Source organism: Breznakibacter xylanolyticus (genome assembly GCF_003254275.1).
Classification (GTDB): Bacteria; Bacteroidota; Bacteroidia; order Bacteroidales; family Marinilabiliaceae; genus Breznakibacter; species Breznakibacter xylanolyticus.
In genome coordinates this window covers 24,499-45,348 of the sequence record NZ_QKZK01000011.1, presented here as the reverse complement: position 1 = coordinate 45,348, position 20,850 = coordinate 24,499, and the positions used below count along the sequence as shown (strand labels likewise).

The 20,850-nt window shown below is 45.3% G+C and carries 11 protein-coding genes; all 11 read right to left on the bottom strand.

Annotated elements, in window-relative coordinates; genetic code table 11:
• Positions 1-19: 19 nt before the first annotated feature.
• The 11 genes from LX69_RS08085 to LX69_RS08030 all read right to left on the bottom strand — a co-directional run bounded on the left by LX69_RS08085 (position 20) and on the right by LX69_RS08030 (position 20,287).
• Positions 20-3,253: a SusC/RagA family TonB-linked outer membrane protein gene (locus LX69_RS08085; RefSeq protein ID WP_111445326.1), complete on the bottom strand. Its 3,234-nt coding sequence runs from the start codon at positions 3,251-3,253 to the stop codon at positions 20-22.
• A gap of 548 nt (positions 3,254-3,801) precedes the next feature.
• On the bottom strand, positions 3,802-4,965 hold the full coding sequence (locus LX69_RS08075) for a chorismate transformation enzyme, FkbO/Hyg5 family (protein WP_111445324.1): 1,164 nt from the start codon (positions 4,963-4,965) through the stop codon (positions 3,802-3,804).
• 213 nt (positions 4,966-5,178) lie between these two features.
• Entirely contained in the window at positions 5,179-6,699 is a 1,521-nt protein-coding gene (locus LX69_RS08070; protein WP_221621314.1) for a TolB family protein, read from the bottom strand.
• Positions 6,700-6,849: 150 nt separating this feature from the next.
• Positions 6,850-8,583, bottom strand: a complete 1,734-nt coding sequence (locus LX69_RS08065) for a DUF6057 family protein (RefSeq protein WP_111445323.1) — start codon at positions 8,581-8,583, stop codon at positions 6,850-6,852.
• A 118-nt stretch (positions 8,584-8,701) separates the two neighbouring features.
• Positions 8,702-9,586, bottom strand: coding sequence for an Rpn family recombination-promoting nuclease/putative transposase (locus LX69_RS08060; RefSeq protein WP_111445322.1), 885 nt, complete (start codon positions 9,584-9,586; stop codon positions 8,702-8,704).
• Between the two features lie 249 nt (positions 9,587-9,835).
• Positions 9,836-11,281, bottom strand: coding sequence for a TolB family protein (locus LX69_RS08055; protein ID WP_111445321.1), 1,446 nt, complete (start codon positions 11,279-11,281; stop codon positions 9,836-9,838).
• A gap of 318 nt (positions 11,282-11,599) precedes the next feature.
• Positions 11,600-13,336 carry a DUF6057 family protein gene (locus LX69_RS08050; RefSeq protein WP_111445320.1) on the bottom strand — a complete coding sequence of 579 codons (1,737 nt, stop codon included), beginning with the start codon at positions 13,334-13,336 and terminating at the stop codon, positions 11,600-11,602.
• Between the two features lie 57 nt (positions 13,337-13,393).
• Positions 13,394-13,984, bottom strand: a complete 591-nt coding sequence (locus tag LX69_RS08045; protein ID WP_111445319.1) for a DUF4369 domain-containing protein — start codon at positions 13,982-13,984, stop codon at positions 13,394-13,396.
• A gap of 143 nt (positions 13,985-14,127) precedes the next feature.
• Positions 14,128-15,366, bottom strand: a complete 1,239-nt coding sequence (locus LX69_RS08040; RefSeq protein ID WP_111445318.1) for a hypothetical protein — start codon at positions 15,364-15,366, stop codon at positions 14,128-14,130.
• A 22-nt stretch (positions 15,367-15,388) separates the two neighbouring features.
• Positions 15,389-17,104, bottom strand: a complete 1,716-nt coding sequence (locus tag LX69_RS08035; RefSeq protein ID WP_111445317.1) for a RagB/SusD family nutrient uptake outer membrane protein — start codon at positions 17,102-17,104, stop codon at positions 15,389-15,391.
• A 12-nt stretch (positions 17,105-17,116) separates the two neighbouring features.
• Complete coding sequence (locus LX69_RS08030; protein ID WP_111445316.1) at positions 17,117-20,287, bottom strand: SusC/RagA family TonB-linked outer membrane protein; 3,171 nt, start codon at positions 20,285-20,287, stop codon at positions 17,117-17,119.
• Positions 20,288-20,850: the final 563 nt, after the last annotated feature.

Below are 20,850 nucleotides of genomic sequence, written 5' to 3'. Positions count from 1 at the left end.
TCATATTGAGTCCGTTTATTTAAAATGTAACATTCAAACCAAAAGACATCACCGTAGGCGACGGATATCGACCGTTATCGAGGCCGTAAACGTTGGCACTGGCGGTACTGGCGCCAATTTCCGGATCAAAGCCCGAATATTTGGTGAATGTGTAAACATTCTGAATATTGGTGTAGATTCTGACATTCTCCAATTTGATTTTCTGAATCACAGCTTTGGGTAATGTGTAACCTAAAGTGATGTTCTTGATGCGGATATAAGAACCATCTTCGATGTAGCGGTCGCTGATGCGGTCATTGTCGTTGGGGTCGGCAGTGGTTGCACGCGGTGTGCTTGTGCCTGAATTCTTTACCTGCACGTTGGTGATGTCGTCGTACCAGTTGTACACCAACTGACCGTTTCCATACACATCTACACCGGTCGAGTAATCCTTGCTTGCGTCAATGGCTACGAGTTGTGCACGGTCGCTGACATCAGACAACTGATTCGTCCAACCGCTGTTCATGTGTGTCAGTTTCATACCCAAGTAATTGTAAACTTTGTTGCCATACGAACCGTTTACGAAGATATTCAGGTCGAAATTTTTGTAGCGGAAAGTGTTGTTAAAACCAAAGGTGAACTTAGGCAGAGGTGAACCAATGTCTGTACGATCTTTTTCGTCAATGACACCATCGTTATTTAAGTCTTTGTACTTGATGTCACCCACCCATACAGTACTTGCTCTGTTGTAGACACCGTTAGCAGGATACTTAACCGGTTTTGCAGAACTCTGAATGTCGGCCAGGTCTTTGTAAACGCCTTCTACCTGATAACCATAGAAGCTGTAGAGCGACTGACCAACTTCGGTCAGAGTCACCACATCACTCCACTGTCCATAACCTTCGATATGACTGGAAGCGGCACCGTCGAGCGCAACCAATTTGTTGCGGTTAAACGAAATCTGAAATTCCGAATCCCACTCAAATTGACCAGTTACAGGACGACCCCCCAGAGTGATTTCAAGACCTTTATTCTCAATTGATCCGTAGTTGCCATAAGGAGCTGCAATAGCAGACGAAGCATTGCCACGTGTACCCATGTAAGAAGGTAACTGCAGCTGCATCAGCATGTCTTTCGAAGTCTTTTCGTAGTAATCGACGGTCAGATTGATGCGAGATTTTAGGAATGAAAGGTCGATACCAGCATTCAACTGCTCCTGAGTTTCCCATTTGATGCCTGTGTTGGGGATGTTAGCCGGACGATAACCTGTTCCGAGTCCTGTAGGCATTTTTGAAATTGACGACCCCCATTTGTAACCGCCAATGTTAGAGTTCCCTGTCTGTCCCCAACCCAAACGCAACTTACCATTATTGATTATCGAGAGCAGAGGTGCAAAAAATGTTTCGTTCGAGAAACGCCACGACCCGGCCACGGCATGGAAACCGGCCCAGCGGTTGTCAGCACCAAAATTTGACGAAGCATCGCGACGATAAGTGTAGGTCAAAAGATAGCGGTCGCTGAAGTTATAATTGGCACGGCCAAAAAACGACACCATTGATGAACTGCCAAAACCATAACCGATGGTTGGCGTGCCTGTCCCAAGAGCAGGGTTGTGAACCGCGTCCGAGGGAAGACCTGTGTTTTGAACCCGCTCGAAGTCGTATTCGCTTTCCCAGGCTTCTTGTCCAAGCATCAATGTATAGCTGTGTTTTTCGAGAAATTGTCCGTTGTAGGTCAGGTAGTTCTTAGCCTGCAAAAAGGTACTGTTGTTTTTCTGAACAGAGCTTTCGTTGCTTGCGCGTGTCCATGTACCGAGGTTGACCATCGGCGAATAGGTTTCGCCCTTCGAATTGCTGATATCGAAACCGAGTTCGGTGTGCCAAACAAGATTTTTGAGAGGTGTCACTTCGGCAAAAACGCTACCGTTGAGTTTGTTTCTGCCGAGTAGAATGTCGTCCATCAGTGCCATTGCAATAGGGTTGACGGCAGTGTAGCCTTCCTTAACTACCGTAGCATAGGTGCCGTCGATGTTGTAGATCGGAATATCAGGAGGGGTTGTCAATGAATAGTTAACAATACCTTCGTCACTGTCAGCCAGAGTCAGACGTTCGTCTGTGCCCGAATACATGGCATTCAGTCCGAGTTTCAACCAGGATTTAAGTTGGGCATCGAGGTTAGAACGCATAGAGTAACGTTTGAAATTAGAACCGATGATGGTACCATCCTGATTCATGTACGAACCCGAAACGTAGTATTTAACCTTGTCCGAACCACCCTGAGCTGAAAGCTGATGCTGTTGTTGGAATGCAGTACGGAAAATAGCGTCCTGCCAGTTTGTGCCTACGCCCAGCAAAGATGGGTCGGCATAGTCTTCGGTTGCAGTCAGTTCGCCTGTCGCAGCCAAATCGTTATAGTATTCTGCAAATTCACGCAGGTTCATCATATCCAATCGTTTCGTTTGACGCTGCCAAGCCATCATACCTTCGTATGAAAATTTGGCATCCCCCTCCTTACCTCGTTTGGTGGTGATGAGCACAACCCCGTTGGCACCTTGTGCACCATAGATGGCGGTTGCTGAAGCATCTTTGAGAATTTCCATCGAAACGATATCGGATGGGTTGATGGTTGAAAGAGGCGAAATAGTAGAGGTAGAACCGTTGCCAAGAGCATCGCCCAAGCCAAAGTCAGCACCACTATTACCGCCACCCTGAATGATCACACCATCGATCACATAAAGCGGTTCGGCGTTTGAATTGATGGTCGCCTGACCACGCACGCGGATTGACGATGACGAACCCGGAGCACCCGAAGTTGACACCGAAGTCACCCCGGCAGCACGGCCTTGCAATGACTGGTCAAGGTTCGTAATCACCGAGCCTTTGATTTTGTCCTCGCCTACGGAAACCGAAGCGCCTGAGAGGTCACTTTTTTTCATGGTTCCATAACCCACGACCACCACTTCATCAATCCCGATGTTTTCGGGCTTCAGCAAAACATTAATAACAGTCTTGCCGGCCACTTCCACTTTTTGGGATTCAAACCCGATAAATGAATAGACCAGCACTTTAGAATCATCGGGCACAGCCACCGAATAACCACCGTTAACATCAGTGATTGTCCCTTGGGTTGTTCCCTCAATGACCACCGACACCCCCGGAAGAGGCGCTTTGGTGTCATCGGTCACCTTTCCGGTGATGGTTTTCCCTTGTCCAAATAACATGAAGTTGATGGACAGGAAAAACACGACTGAAAAAAACCGCAGATTTTCCTTCATTATCAATACTTTTTAGAGTTTATAAAAAAACCGATTACTGAGTTTGTGACACTCTTTATGAATATGCAAGATAAACGGCTTTTAGGTTTTATTCAGATACTTTTTGATCATTTTCATATAACTTTTCACCACTTCACCTTCACCTCTTACGAATCAAAGACCATTCAACACAACCCTCAATTTGAAATTTGTAATTTAGACACTTTGTCAATGCTAAAGATTAACATCGTGATTGTTACAAAATACTCAATCTAAAATTAAACTCACATAAAACCAACAACCACACCCACATATTCCTCACACATCCAACCAACAAACAACAACAACAACAATACAATTTAATCACCCAAAAAATGAGCAAACCATAACAACACATGAGTTCAAAACATTTATTAACACATATATCATTCAAACAACAAAAAAGCGTCACATCCCAAGGATATTAAAACCCTTGGAATGTGACGCTTTTTAGCACAACCCCATCGATCAACAAATCACTTACATCATCACCTCGTCATCTAACTCTGATCAAAACAACTTTCTCTCTTCTAACGAACAAACATAAACTCCCCCTCAATCTCTACCAATAAGTCATCGCGGCACACATCGGCCTGAACCAGCGACACAGGCACACCAGGATAAGATTGGCGACACAAGCGCATCACCACTTCAAAATCAGACACGTGCTTAACATAACCCCTCAAATAATGCGGAGCGATTTGAAAACCCGACAGACTTGAATCGTGGTCACCAATATTTCTCACTGAAGCCAACTGCCCAATATTCTGCAATGTCTGTTGCGTCTGCACAACCACATCGCCCACCCCCACTGTTTGCTCGCCCACAATGGATGCAGTGCCCGAAACATACACAACCCCACCCCGACCATCATGCACCATCACTGCCCGCTCGAACTGCGGCGGTTGCTTAACAGAGGCTCCAACAGGCGGTTTCCCAACCAACAATTGTTGACTATAACGATAAGGCGGCAACTGCACGGGGTTATCTACAGGAACCACACGCACTTCATCGGACTCAACAGCGCACACATCCATGGTAACACCACCGGCAGAAGTTCCAATCCCCGTCGCAGCAGGGAATCGGTCAATGGTGCGATAAAGGCCATAATAATGACGGCGAACCTCATTCAAAACCTGATAGTTCTGACGCTCACACAACACGGCATCGCCTTCACAAACCAGAATGTGCGGCACATAATTCCATTGCCGCACCACATTGTTTAGCGTCATTTGACACTGTGACAGGATCGACACCATCTCATCAAAAGCCGCGACACAAGAAGCTTCAATATCCATTGCCGATGCATGACCTCCAAGCCCCGACACCCACAACTCGCGAGTGTGACCGGTCTGCACGATGACGTAGGGGGTCAGATTGAATCGCTGATACAACAAACCCACCGCCTCATCGGCCACGCCCATCACTTCGCACATTAAACCATGGCGCGACCGGGGTGGCTGAGCCAACAGCGACCAGGCAGGACAAGCCTCTCTAAAGGCATCTTCCAGCATCATCCCGGCCACTTGGCGGTATTGTGCCAACAACGAATCTTCGGTGACATCCACAAATACCACGATACGAATAACACGAAAGCTACCATCGATTTGTTCCTGTATCTGCCCCAAACAATCAGCAAACAATTCCCGAAAACCAATGCCCCCCACAGGCGCTATCAAACGATACTGTTTCATGAGTTTAAAAAACTATTAAGATGCAAGCACCTAGACTCAAGACCTATAATTGTACTTTTGCACTCCTGCACTCCTGCACGATTGCACTTTCCCCCCATCATCTCTGATGCCCTTAACACTTAAACGCCTACTATATAACAATTTTGAGTTATCTGCTTTGTTATTTAAACGCATGGCGTAACAAAATAACTCAGCGCCTTCGCGCCTTTGCTTTTATTCTGACTCTATGTTTAAATCTACACCAGAAGTCTCATTTCGGTATCCCACATTGGTTTTGGCACCCTTTACCAGATGCTCAACCTCAGAAGGACTCATTTGAACCGCTCCGTTCACAAACTCTGGCACATTATACGAAAACAATAACGCATCGTTCTGACCGGGATGGCGTTGCGGCAACAAAAAAGGCTTCGAAAACTGACCAGACTCATCCATGCACGACAAATACAAACGGGTATAAAGTCCATCAATGCGACGACTGGAAAAAACCACCCACCGGGAATTCGACGACCATGAATGATAACTCTCGACCTCATCGCTGTTCAGTTCTGTCAAAGCTCGTGATTGACCCGTTTGCAAATCCAGCATCCACAAATCGGCTTCTCGATGCCAAATGGAAAAATTACCATAATCGGAAAGGGTGTACATCAGGTAACGTCCATCATACGATGGACGCGGAAACGACACACTCTTTCCCTTTGCAACAGCATCCACAAGAGTATCCGCTGCCTGACCAAATGTCCCACTTTGGACATCAAAAGCAATGCGGCACAGGTTGTATCGAATCTCTTTCAACCCTTCGGGAATGGGCTGAACAGCGGCAGTACAATAATAAAGCCACTTTCCGTCAGGCGAAAATGCAGGAAAGGTTTCAAAAACAGAATCGTTACGCAAAGCATCACAACTCACCAACTGCTTTGACGGCAAATGGTACACCACCACATCCGATGCGTGGTCAAAAACCTCAACCCGCTTGGTTTGCTGAATATGAAACGCTTGCTGCGTCTTATTCACCGAATAGGCGATATAATCACCTCCAGGATGCCAATAAGGATAAACACAATTCCCTAACGTCTGCTCCGTCTTGGTATTGAGAAACTGCATCTCTACGCCGTTCTTCACGATGGTGCCACCGATTTCGCCTCGCATGTGCAGACTCATCTGACCGGGTGCCGTTTGCCGAAACGAATGGCAATTGACACAACTGCCAGGCACCAACGTATTCTCAACCAATGCCGTCTGCTTAAACGAAGCCAGTTGGCGCTGGTAAATCCCCATTTGACTATACACCTCATACCCGGGAGCGATTAATCGATACACCAATGTGGCATCAATGGGATGCGCACTCACATGCACCGCAAAGGGCGCATACTGCACCCAACGACCATCCTTCAAAGCTGTCACTGTCAACATCAGGCTGTCGCCCGTCGACTGCTCAACCATATCACGCCAATCCGTTTCAGGAAAAACAATATGATCCGTCCCTTTCACCAACAACGTTTCACCACCGGATGACACAACCTCAACCTCAACACCTGAGGTGAGAGAATCCATTCGAAAATTCAGCGGCGCAATGCCCACTGGAATGGTTACCCCAACATAATCGGGAAATATTGAAGGATGATCAGGACGGACTTCGTCAGGCGACACACGTCCGGCACAAGAAGTAACCAACAACAACGCGCCTCCCATGATCAACCCCGATAACAATCGGACGAATATTTTAAAATGTAACATACTTACCTAAAAAAAATAATTACTAAAAACACCTATTTCTGATCCTTTAATGGCCGAAGGAAAGTAATCGACTCAGTCGCTTTGCAAAGCAAAGAATTCGTGAAAAAAACTTTCAAGAGTGAACTCAACCTTTACTCAACATCGCCATGTTTACCTCCTTTGCAAATAATCCCAATAAGTGCCTTCCCCCCCGGAACGGACATTGCGGGCAAACTGATCAAAACGCTGCCGGGTAGTGGTCGACACCGGAAAGGGCATCGCCTCGGAGGGTGAACGTTGTTGCATGCTCCAGCCGGCAACCAATGCTTCCTCGAAAGCCTTGGGGATGCGACGACCATAAAATGACTCGCCCAATGAAAAATATTTCCAAAAATGCTGCAAATCCTTTCGTAACAAGCAATGCACCAGCAAATAGTCGAATGCCATTTTATTATCGGGCTGCTGCTGAAACAAAAGTCCCAGCATCATATCCTTCTCTTGCTCACTATAAAAGAAGTCAGCCACAGGTTTCATTTTCCGCAATACGCCCCATTCGGAATGCTCATTCACAGCACCTTCATCAGCAATGGTCAACAGCGCCTTCTGTGCCCAGTCCCGGTAATAGAGGGTCTGCGACAAAAGGGTCAGATATTTACGAGCCAAACGATATTCTCCATTGATGATATTGGTTTCGGCCAGGCGCTTGACCGCTCGAACGCTTTTTTGATAGTCGGGGAGCGCTTCCATGGCTTCAAACGTATAACGTTGAGAAGTATTGATCATCCCCAAATGATAATAAACCTCACCTGTGATCATCGGAATGGTGTAATCACGCACAAAATCAGGAAGCAGCCCCCCTACCCCGTTTTGATAATAGTGAAACATACGATCCCCCAACAAATCCTGCTTGGCCAGTGCCAGATTCAGACAGGTGACTGACAGCGGACTCATGGGCTGCTTGTGATCGGCCATGGCAATCACCCGATCCCAACGGCGCATGCGCACCTGAAAATCGTATGCCATCACCTCCTCTTTCGAAAAATCGGCTGATGCACTCACATACCCAAAACCGCCGGCAACAATCACCACAATGGTAACCACATAGGCAAACAACTGCCGCCGGGGTGAAACAAGCATGGACAGACGACCTCCAAAGAGCGATATCAGCAACACCATAACCCCAATGGCAATGACCGGCAACGGCCAAAAATGCGGATAACGATAATAACTCACTCCCACCATCATACGATCCAACGGATATTGCAAGGCAAACATGCGCCCCGAAAGCAACACCAAAACAACTGTCAACATCACGGCCACAATCCATCCAAGAAGACTTGAGCGAGGCACTGAGGCATGCTTCCTCTCATACGTCATCACATACAATGGAAACAACAAAAAAAGCCCCCCGCAAGCCCAGTACAACAAAGGCAGCGAAACCAATAGTAGTGCCATGCGCCAACGCCTTTTAAATACAAACGACCACCCCCACATGGCTGCCAACACCAACAACAATGCAATCACGCCCCCAATCAGATAATTCTCATCACACAATACGCCCCAATAGAGCAACGACGGCACAAAACTCAGTGGTACCGTCCACAACGCGGCACCCCATTGGCGACTCAATGCCCACACACCTTGTTGAATCAGCACCAATAACAGGACAATCATCAATGCCCCAATCCACGAATAAAAGTAAAACTGCGTAATAAAGTTACCCAGATAATCAGATAAGCCGCCCGGACGCGATAAATAATCAAACAAATAATCGCCGGTAAAAAGAAACAATTGATACTGCTCCTGATAATTGAGGTGATAGGAATAACCGAAAGTCCAAAAAAGAAAAACGCCAATGCCAAACAACAGGCTGAGCAAAAGAGGTGATTTCAAAAAACGATTCATGAATAGGATGAATTTTGTAACTGTGAGCAAAAAGGCTGATGCCGCATTTTAAAGAACGGCCAACGTATGAACGATCAAAGGTCTGGCATTGAAAACGACCGCTTATCAGGAGATGCAATTATTGCAAATTCGCGATCTGATCTTCTGACAAGCCGGTTGTCTTTGCAATCAAATCAATTGAAATCCCACTCTTCAACAGATTTTTAGCAACTTCAATTTTGCCTTCTATCCTTCCTTCAATTTTGCCTTCAATCTTTCCTTCAATCTTGCCTTCGTCCCTTGCGGTATCCAATGAGTTTTTTAAATCGCGGTAATACTTTAAACTATCTTCGTATGAACGCACCTGATCCGGCGTGAACCTGGCAATCTCGGCCGTTTCAAATAGTTTATCGAAAATTCGCTCTTTAAGCTTTTCCGGAATTCGATCTAACTTATTGAGATTCCTCATCACAAACAGCCACTTATCAAATCGGGTTTCCAGTTCTTCAACCGTTTTGTTGAACTTGGGCATTTCCAGGTATATAAAGGTGAGCTTGTCGTAAAACACCTTTTTCGTGTCTATATCTGTTAACTTAACGTCGTAGCGAAACTTCGAAGGCTCGCGCTTATCGCCATCAAACACAAAATCCAATATCGCGATGGTATAAACGGCTTTAAGCTCATAATCCCAATCGGCCTTCTTTGCCTGCTCTCGTATTGGGAATGTCGAATAATAAACAGTTCTGTCCTTAAAAAAATTCTGTTTTGACTTGTGTAGCTCAACGATGAATTTCTCGCCTCTTTCGTTTTCACAATAAAGGTCAAAAATTGCCTTCCTGTCAATTTCGGATGTGCCCAGAAACTCGGTTTTCATAAAGGTCAGGTTCGTGATTTGACCTTGCTCCTCTTTGAGTAATTCATTTAAAAAATCGAGCAACAAATCCTTATTAGGCTCTTCACCAAACAGTTTTTTGAATCCGTAATCGGTAAACGGGTTGATATATCTCTCGGTAAATTCGGTCATAACATCGATTTTCTACAAAATTACTCAATATGGCTGAATTGCAACGGGTTTATCACGTAATATCCCTCCTTTCAGGGATAAAAGAAAATCTATGACTAAACTTCCCCTCTAAACTTTCAAACCCCTAAACTTCTCCACCCCTAAACTCCTCCACTTCTCCACTCCTCCACTTCTAAACTCCTCCACTTCTAAACTTCTCCACTTCTAAACTTCTCCACTTCTAAACTTAACCTGCAACCAATGCCAGCCCTATTCAAACCGCTCAGCCTCTCCACGACGAAACAAATGTGCCACATCCATGGCATCAAAGGGCACCGGCGTGGACATCAATTCTGGAAGATTAAAGGACTTAAGCATCACATCATATTTTGAAGGATGCCGTTGTGGCAACACAAAAGGCTTGTGGGCTTTACCTTGTCCATCGACATAACAAAAATAGGGCTTGCCGTAAATGCCGTCGTCGCGCTTTGAGGCGAAAACGAACCAGCGACTGTTACGCGACCAACTGTGATAGGTATCTGAATTGGGGCCATTGACATGCAACAAACTGTCAACCATCCCGGTTTGAAGATCGATGAGTTGCAATTCGGCTTCGCGATGCCAAATGGGAAACGTGCCATAAGCCGCCTTCGTGAATAGCAGATAACGACCATCGGGAGACACTTTAGGATGACTGGCCGAGCCGCTATTCGACCCGGCATGCCAAACGGTATCCACATCCGTCCCAACCGCCCCGCTTTCCGCATCAAACGTGACACGACAGAGGTGATACTGCAAATCACGCAGCTGCTCGGGCAATTCGACTGCCGAAGCCACACAATAATAGATAAACCGACCGTCGGGTGAAAACACCGGGAATGTCTCCAACGACACCTCTCCGTTCAAATGACCGGGACGAAGAATGGTGTGATTGTCGAAATCGGCCACCACCAAATCCGAACCATCATCGTACACCTCGAGCCGCTCACTGCCATAGGCGTGAAAAGCAGGAATAACCACATTGGACGAAAAAACGCCAAAACGTCCCGATGGATGCACGTCGCCATACACGCCTGCCGACATCATACTGTCGGTACGCAGTGCCAACTTACGCAATCGACCATCCCTGTTCAAAATGGTGCCGCCCCCCTGTCCTCGCACGTGAAACATGGTCAATGAGGCATCTCCCTTTCCCGAGATATGACAATTCATACAACGTCCTTCGGTGAGTTGGTTATCGGCAATTACCCGCTCATCAAATGAAGTCACATCGCGTTGTATCAACTGTATTTGATTCCACACCTCGTACCCGGGCTCAATCAGCCGATAGGTCAGATAGGCATCCACCGGATCGGGTGCCACATGCCACACAAACGAGCGATATTGCTGCCACTCACCTTCCACACGTGCGGTCACCTCCACCGTGAGTGAATCACCCCGATGATCGGCCAACAACTGCCGCCAACGCTTCAAAGGCATGGCAATGGCGGAACGCCCTCGAACGGTCATTGCCCCATGGTTTCCATGAATATAAACCTCCATTCGTTCGGGCGCTCCACGCATTAAAAAATTGAGCGGGGCTATATTCTCCGGAATCGTCACATCCACATAATCGGGATAGATGGGCGGCAACGTCTCCATCTGTCGCACATGATGCGGACGCTGACACGATGCCAGCACCAGAAAAAAACTAACTATAACATATAAACGACTCATTACCTACAGCGCTTCAATTTATTACAATTCAACAACAAACAAACTCACCACATGATGCACTCCCCAATTCGTGAACCTTCATGATATGTTTCAAATTCTGTCCTTCATGAACTCCTAAACTCATACACATCTAAACTTAAATTTACTCGGAAAAGTGTTTCTCTCTCAGATCAACCACCTTATTTCAATCATAGCCTTATGCATATCTACGTTTAATGATGAGCGAAATTCGTGTTAATCGACAAAGTCGCTTTGCGTAGCAAAGAATTCGTGGACAAAGGATTATTCAGAGAGGACTCAAACTGCCCTCCCTCTCGTTCACTTCATCAGCCTTGCAAAGTGATAATACATCCAATAACTCTTTCCAAAGCGACGGGTCAACGCCGCTGCATTATTTGACGCATCTTCACCCATCCTTAAATATTCCGGAAAGCGACTCACCACCTCTGCCGGAATTTGATATGCAGCAGCCTGTTGTGGGGTGGCTCTTTCCAAATAAAGATACAACAACAACGCCTCGGCATATACCTGGGGCATTTTGCGCGTCAATGACTGCGCGGTTGCCACGTAGGTGCGGTGAAAAGAGGCCAAATCTTTGTTCAACAAATGATAACACAGCAAGTAATCGACAGCCACGACATTTCGAGGATTTTGAGAGATGAGAAAGCCCAATGACCCCGTGAAATCGTTGGAGCGCCGAATGGTGTCGCTAACGGGCAGCAACGCTCGGCGATGATGCATTTCACGCAGCCAATACGATGTGGATGGCAACGACAACCGCGTCTGCGCCCAGCGGCAATGAAAAAGTGTCTTTTCCAAAAGTCCCAAATATTTGCCAGCTGCTGCCGTGTCGCCGATGGCCAGGTTCACCTCGGCCAACCGTCGCATCATGCGCGAATTGTGGCAACGCGGCGAAAATGTATTGCCAAGCATGGCCGCATGTTGTGTCATGTTCATATCACCAACCCGATAATGCACCTCATTGCTAAAGAGGATGGACACCCATCCCTCTCCGGGTGCCACGGGCAGCATCAGCCCGTAGGTGGCCGGCTGTGGAACCGTCATCAACGAATCACCTAATATGCCCAACTCCGACATGGCCAAGTTCGCGAAATAGATGGCATGACGACTCTTTAGCCCTTGTCGCTGAACGATCTCAAGCACTTCTTCATAACGACCAAAATAGGTGAGATTATCCAACTCGTGAATGCGTTCACCCTCAAAATCGGCGCGACACCATCCCGCCACCACTCCGGCAGTCACGCCAAGCAAAACAATGCATCCAACCATGATTCTGCGACGCTGCAACCATTGGAAGCGACTAAACCAAACACCTGCCAGGGCTGACACAAGTGCCACAATCACCCACCAGCCGTCGGCAATCAGTGATGGGCACACATAAGCCTGACGGATGGTCTGTAAATAATGATACCGACCTGCCAGTGGCAACAACACCGCCACGACCAACGAGGGCAACAGCCACCGCCACCAATCACGCTTCTGTGGCATCAACCCGTGCATCACCCACATCAAGGGCGCCACCAGAACCACAGCCCCACACAACCACCATCCGGCCATGATCAACAGCACTGAAACCATCAGCAAGCCCCATCGCCTGAGACGAAACGATAGAAGGAAATAAAACACGCTACCCAGCAACACGGCCATGGTCCACTCCAGCCCATGCAACAGCGACGTGTGCAGCCCCGCATCGACCATCACCGGCAACACAGCCCACCATGACGCACTTGCGTGCTGCGTGACATCACGAAGCATGCGCGAAACCAACCACCACTCAACCATGAGCCAAAACGTGAGTACCAGCGCTCCACCCCCCTGCAAATAAAAAAACTGGGTGAAGAAATCGCCCAACAGATGCGCCAGCCACCCCGACTCGCTCATATAATCTAACACAGCAGAGATATCCCAAAGAAACAACAGATTCTGTTCCTTAAAATAGAGATGATGGGGATAGGCAAACTGATAAAATAAAAACACCAGTGCCCCCAGCAACAGTCCGACCCTCAAGTGACGAATGGAATTAAATGAGATCATAACCCTCCATATTAGAAACAAACATACAGAATCAATTAACACCAATCATTCACGTCATCAATGAGATAATTCATTGCGCTGATCTTGAGTAAAAGCTCCTTCCATCATTTTTTGCACCAACTGACCGACAACATTATCACCATTGTGCTTGACAAACCCAAAATGATAAGCGACACTGCGGTTTTGAAGTGAAGTTAGACTATCCATTAGCAAACTCTTAACGGAATCATTTGAGTGACGGATCTTATTGTAATATGAATAATACAAACTATCCAACTGCATCTTTTCTCGCTTCCACATTTGCAGGGAATCATTCAACGAAGTGCCGGATGCTACGCTATTTTCACTCAACGTTACCTGTATATCCCCGGGCTCCTTAACCACCAGCAATTCTTGCAACTGCAAACGCAAAAGAGGTCGGGCTCGTAACACATAAATCTCAATGGTATCAGCGACACCGTCAAACCAGAACTGCCCATTTTTAATCACGGTAGAATCAATGCGATGAAGCGATGCATTTTCAATGGGAACCATATAAATTTTTTCACCATCATACTGCGCCCCTTGCAACTGCCCACGAATCACAAATCGAGCCCCCTCTGAGCAACCATAAATACAAAACATCAACATTGCGAGATAACGAACCATACTTTTTACTTTAATAATTCACCTTCATCAAAGATATCATTATGCATCCTCTAAAAACGATTGAACCTATTTTTAATGAAAAGGACGGGCAAAAAAGCCCGTCCTTCCATTCAACTAACATTAAATCGCTAAAAAGAAATGCATCATTCTCCAGCTTCAGGCGCTTCTACCACCTGGAATTTAAAGAACCAAGATTCCCCATAGGCACCTGTACCTGCTTTAGTCCCGGCAACAATCAGAACCTTTTTGCTCACTTTCAAAATATCATATTCATAATAAGGAGCATTACCATCATTGACATTAATACCATAAAGGACATTCACACCATTGGTATACATACGACCTACAGACCACAAATCACTGCTGCCATCTTTTGTTAAAGTCTTTGACAAGTCAATCTTCACGGTTCCGTTAGTCGTTCCAAGGACAGCATCATCACCTCCTCCGGTCACGGTTTTGCTCATTTTAAAACCATCAAATTCAAAGGTCATGGTGCCAACTTCACGCCCTTCCATATCAGCGAATTTGTTCTGCCACCATCCGGCATTGGGATCCGTTGAAGATAGATATGGTCCGTTAGCCCAGCATGGGCCATCTTTATACCATTCCCAAGTTTTATTTGAGGAAGCTGTTACCCCACCAAAAAGATTGATAAATACCTCAGGAATATATGTCAACTTTTCAACCTTATACGAGCCCAAATCAAACGTTTCGGTTGATCCGTCAGCCTTGGTCACTTTCAGTGATAAAACATGCTCTCCTTCAGTGGTAACAAATAATTGATCATGGTTTTTCTCACCTGTCATACCTCCCCAGTTCCAATCACAAAGAACAGGACTTGCACACTTTACTTTTAGCACATTACCTTTCAAATTGGTTCCTTCTTCAACAACTTGCTCGATAGTAATACTGTTCGTTATTGCTGTTCCGCTTGCCATTCCAAAATAATATGGAAGACTCGTTTGATCAATCGAACCATCTGAATTCTTCTTTATCGAAAGACGATCGAAAAAATCAGATGGAATATTTGAAATTGTATCGATACGAACAGGTACATTTTTCTCTACAATATTATTCTCCAAATCAGTACCATCTCCGTTTAATCCAAAAAATTGAACCTCGCGATTACCAATATACTGGAAAGTCACGGTACCATGAGCCTTTTCGATTTTTGATCGATCGGAAATCCAACGGGATAAAATGGTCGAATTGTTTTCAACCACCACATCATTCCCGTTTTTACCATTCACCACCACAGGAGTACAAGTCAATTCCAAATCAGAAGCACTTAGCTTCCCTGAAAGAGAATCACGATCTTCGATGGGATCACAGGCTGTGAATGCAGCAGCCAGGAACGCCAGATATAAAATATTTTTTCTCATAACTTTTCCTTAATTAATTTGATTACCAGCCAGTATACTGACTTGAAGCGTCAGAATAGCCACTTATCTGCTCTAAAACACCATTAGAAAGAGCAACCTCAGACTCTGGAATTGGAAAGAAACCGCCAGTTGCATTATAACGAGCTTTGTATCCTCCACCAAATGCTTTCATGGTGGCAGGTGATCCGCTCTTATAAATCTTAACCCCTTCCTGCTTTGCTAACAACTCAGGAGCATCCCCCCAACGACGAATGTCAGCCCAACGACGACCTTCAAAGGCCAATTCCCAACGACGTTCACGCTTGATGGCTTCCTGTGAAAAAGCAACAGGGTCTAGTCCTGCGCGTTTCCGAACCAAAGTCATACCATCATTTGTTCCAGTCAACTCTGAATGCATCAACAAAACATCAGCATAGCGAATCAACACCAAATCATTGAGTCCATCCAATTGAAAGTTATCAGAGGCTCCAAACATTGGCACCGAAAACGACGAATAGTACTTATCATTGCCATCTTCATCTTGTGTTCCGGTTTTTGCTGCAATATGCACACATTTAAGCTGCCAATAATCGGTCTCTTCCATCATAGTCCAGCCGCCAAACGAATAAGCAGGCAACTCTTTCACCGGAACAATTGATCCTTCGCGTCGCAAATCTTCTGGCTCAGCAGCAGCCCACTCTTCCCAAAGTGTTGGATTCACAGGACCGGCACCCCAACCCTGACCAACCGGGAAAGTATTGGCATAAGGTTGACCCCCACGAATGCCAAAGTGAAGCAAATATTGATTTGAATATCCGATGGTGGTGTTCCAATCAGCAAATTTTGAAAATTTAATGGCAAAAATGGATTCCTTGTTTCCATCACCAGCCCAATCCAAATCACTACCATCGACCCCCTTCACGCCGGCAACTTTTGCGTAGTCTTTCTTGGAATATTTATTGGTGTATGCCCATAAATTACGGAAATCACCCACCAAGCCATGTCCGCTATTGTCGCGACAATCTTCCAAATATTCTACAACCTTCGCTTTGGTCATAGAGCCACCACCAACCATGGGCAGGGCATCTTTTTTATAATAACCGGTATAGAACAAATACACACGAGCCAACAAAGCTTCTGCAGCCCATTTCGTTGCATGCCCGGCAACTGTCTTATCATAACTTACCGCTGGCAATAAAGCAATCGCTGAATCCAAATCGGTCGTAATTTGTGCATAAATCTTTTCAGCTGATGATTTTGGCAGGGTAACCGCTTCGGTTGTCAACACTAAAGGTACTTCACCATACATTTCGGCCAACTCATGATAAAAGAAGGCACGCAAAAAATAAGCTTCGCCCTTCATCGCCTTCACAGCTTCGCCTTCAAGTTTCATCGCTTCAATAGAGGTTATTACACTATTGGCACGAAAAATACCTTGATAGCGAGCCTTCCAAAATGGTAATGACGCATCAGTATTAAAGTTCATGATTTTATCCCATGCCTGCATCAACTTATCGTTATCACCACCTCCGCCAAAACGGTCATCGGCAGCCAGCTCGGCAGCATAAAAATAGGTACACTGTGGATCAGCAACGGCCACATTCAATGTATTATAAACGCTCACCATAGCCAACTCAACATCATCGGCATTTGCAGGAAAATTGGTGGTGTTTTTCTGAGTGTAGCTCTCGGTATCCAAAAAGTCTTCGCAACTGGTCAAAGCCAATGCAGCTGCTGCAAAATATAATAGTCTTTTCATTGTCCTATCGATTTAAAATTTAAGATTGACACCAACCAAATAGGTACGGGGACTTGGATAGAATCCAAGGTCGATGCCCGATGACCAGTTGGAATCGTTAGAAGTATCGCCTCCGCTGTAACCATATCCCACTTCAGGATCCATCCCTGAATAACCGGTAAATGTGTAAAGGTTTTGCGCTGCGAAATAGAGACGTGCTTGCTGCAATGGCATTCCTTTGAACAGCTTTTTAAAGTCATAGCCAACAGATATATTGGTAAGCTTTACATAGTCGCCATCTTCAATATAAATATCTGAGATATTTTGCCAGTTGGTATGAGTCCCGGGGGTCAAGCGTGGCAGCTTATTGGAAGTACCTTCACCATACCAACGACCAAAAATTTCGGTGGTATAATTTTGCTTCTCTGAGTCAGCAAACGAACGATACGATTTGGCAATTTGATGACCAAAAGCACCGGTTGCAGTCACTGAAAAATCGAACCCTTTATAACCCAAATTAATATTCAAACCGGATGTCACGTCAGGATGTGGATTTCCAATTTCTACTTTATCTTTTTCATCAATCACATTGTCGTGGTTGGTATCTGCAAAAATAACATCTCCGGGTTGTGCGCCATCCAACACCCCGTTACTGGCATCGGCACGACGGGCATCAATTTGAGACTGATTTTGGAAAATGCCTTCGGTTTTGTAACCCCAAAAATAACCGATGGGTTTACCAACTTCTGCACGATACATCTCAGTAGTTCCCTGACTCAGCACATTGGTACGCCCATGAATAATACCCTCGCTATTCGCGATTCGGGTCACCTCATTTTGATTATAAGCCATGTTCACTGACACACCGTAAGTCAAATCACCCAATTGATCGTTCCAGTTTAAGGCAATCTCAATACCGGTATTTTCAACATCACCACCATTGACATATGGAGCACCTGTTCCATAAGTAGCAGGAGCTGGAGCCAAAACCAACCAATCTTTAGTAGTTTTTTTATACCAGTCAAAAGCCAATCCCATGCGTGAACCTAAGAAACGTGCATCAAAACCCAAGTTTAGCTGCTCGGATGTTTCCCATTTTACATCTGGATTTGCTAAGATATTCTGATAACCTCCTGATGACTGTTCTGTTTTTGTTCCTCCGAATGAATATTTGCTTGTCTCAGGGAAACCAACTGTGGCCAAATATTGGAAGTTTTTAATATTACAGTTACCATTCTGTCCCCAGCTGGCACGAAGTTTCAGAAAGTCCATAAAACTTGATGTGGCAGACATAAAATCTTCGTTCGTAATCACCCAGCCGGCAGAAACCGAAGGAAAATACCCCCAACGATTACCTCGGGCAAAATTTGAGGAGGCATCTGCACGCATCACCAATGATGCCATGTAAGTCTCATTGAAGTTATAGTTTACGCGACCAAAGAAGGATGCCAATGCGCCTTCGTCCCATGGGGCTCCTTTAATATTTGTAACCCCTTCGGTAAAACCTTGGGTATTTGTCAACCATGCATGATCAAAATCAGAAAAAACAGACTTTGCGTTTGTTGCATCTACATTCTCGCCCAATCCGAATTTTTCAACGGATTGACCAACCAACGCATCAATCATATGCAAATCCTTACGAATGTTATAGGCCAAGGTGTTTTCCCACTGCCACTGATAGCCAAGGTTCAAACTTTGTTGAGTTCTATCATTAGTCGGATTATAGCCATCCCCTGTTGATGCCAACTCAAAGGTGGGACGATATTGACGATAGCTGCTGCCATTCATCTTATAACCAAAAGTACTCTTATATTTTAAGTCTTTAACCGGCTGTATCACCAAATAAGCATTTCCCTGAAGGTTATAGTTTTTTGACAAATTATAACCACTCCTATATTCCATTAATGCAACAGGATTCAAAATATAAGAATCATACTTGTCCAACCCTGCAGTTTTTTTGTCGGCAGCATCAAAATAATTGCCATCTTCATCATACATCGGCATCAAAGGACAAGCCACCAAAGCAGAGTGAATATCATTGCTATAGATATTACCAATCTGAATCCCGTTACGCGTATTGTAACTATAAGTAAGGTTTTCGCCTACAGTAATCACATCCATATCGTTTTTACTATATACGACATGCTCAGAATTTAAACGAGCTGTATAGCGATCGTAGTTTGACTGAACTGGATTACCCAAAATCCCTTCTTGCGAAGAATATGAAAAACCTAACGAAACACGTGACACATCGGTTCCTCCGGTAATATTCACAGCGTGACTTTGAGTCGCTGCATTTTTTACACGCATTTCTTCAAGCCAATTGGTACCATTCCATTCTCCCGCCTGTATTTTTTCGTACAATTCAGGCATCATTCCTTCCCAATCATAACCATCTTTCCCATCGTTAAAACGGGTTTCATCCATCATGGCCATGTATTCTTTGGCATTGAGCAACGATGGCATTTTGTACACATTTTGCACCCCATAATAGCCATCATAAGTCACTTGCATCTTACCTGACTTACCTTGCTTGGTAGTTACCAAGATGACCCCGTTTGCAGCACGAGCACCATAGATGGCAGCCGAAGCAGCATCTTTTAACACATCAATACTTTCAATATCAGCAGGGTTTAACGAGTTTATATCGCCACCGGCCACACCGTCAATAACGTACAAAGGCGAAGAGTTACCCACGGTACCCAAACCGCGAATGGTCACTTTAAAAGCTTCACCGGGCTGCCCAGAGCTTTGGGTAATGTTCACCCCGGGCGCTTGGCTTTGAAGCGCTCCTAAAGCAGTGTTGGTGCTCAGCTTTTGTAGATTTTCACCACCCACCTGAATGGTTGCTCCGGTCACCAGTTTTTTCTTCTGTACCCCGTATCCTACCACCACCACCTCATCGAGGTCGGACATGTCAGATTCAAGCATTACATTAATAGTTGACTGAGTGCCAACAGTAATCTCCTGGGATTTCATCCCCACGAACGAGAACACCAAAATGGTATTATCACCGGGTACTGTCAATGAAAAATTACCATCCATATCGGTGATGGCCCCATTGGTAGTTCCCTTTTCGACAACGGTCACCCCGGGAATGGGGTCGTTCTGATTGTCAGTCACCTTACCGCTCACCTTTTTCTGGGCGAAAGCGGCAAAGCCTACCAACAAACAAAGAAGCAGAATCACTCCTCTTTTTTTCATAGTCTCTTGAGTTTAATTAATAAATGTTGCATTTATGAAAATTGCCAGTAAAGCCATTATCTGTCAGATTACGATCGAGACATAGTCCCCAATGCGTAACCACCAACATGTCAGCCCAAGACAACCACTTTCCAACTCACAAAATCACCCCTTCTTAGTGTTTCTCTTACACACATTTGGTTTTAACAAAAGTATACAACCCAATCAGATTTGATTGATACGATTTCGACATTCTATTGGCAAATTTAGTATTTATTTACACTTCTACACACTTCTTGTTCGAAAAATAAAAATTCCAGTGTTCAATAAACCCCGGAATTATCAATCACACCCAAAATCTAAACCCCACCGGGGGACACCACCTCGAAATTCGACTATAACGCACAACTCAACTTTCCTTTACACATCCCAACTCAAAACCCACATCCCCCAAACATCCTCTCTTCCACCTCTGCTTCGAACCATCTTCAGACCTATTTCATGTTTTTAACCAGTATTCGCCCAATTAATTCTCAAAAAAACTCAGAGGTAATACGGAGATGACTCAGAGATGACTCGTGGAT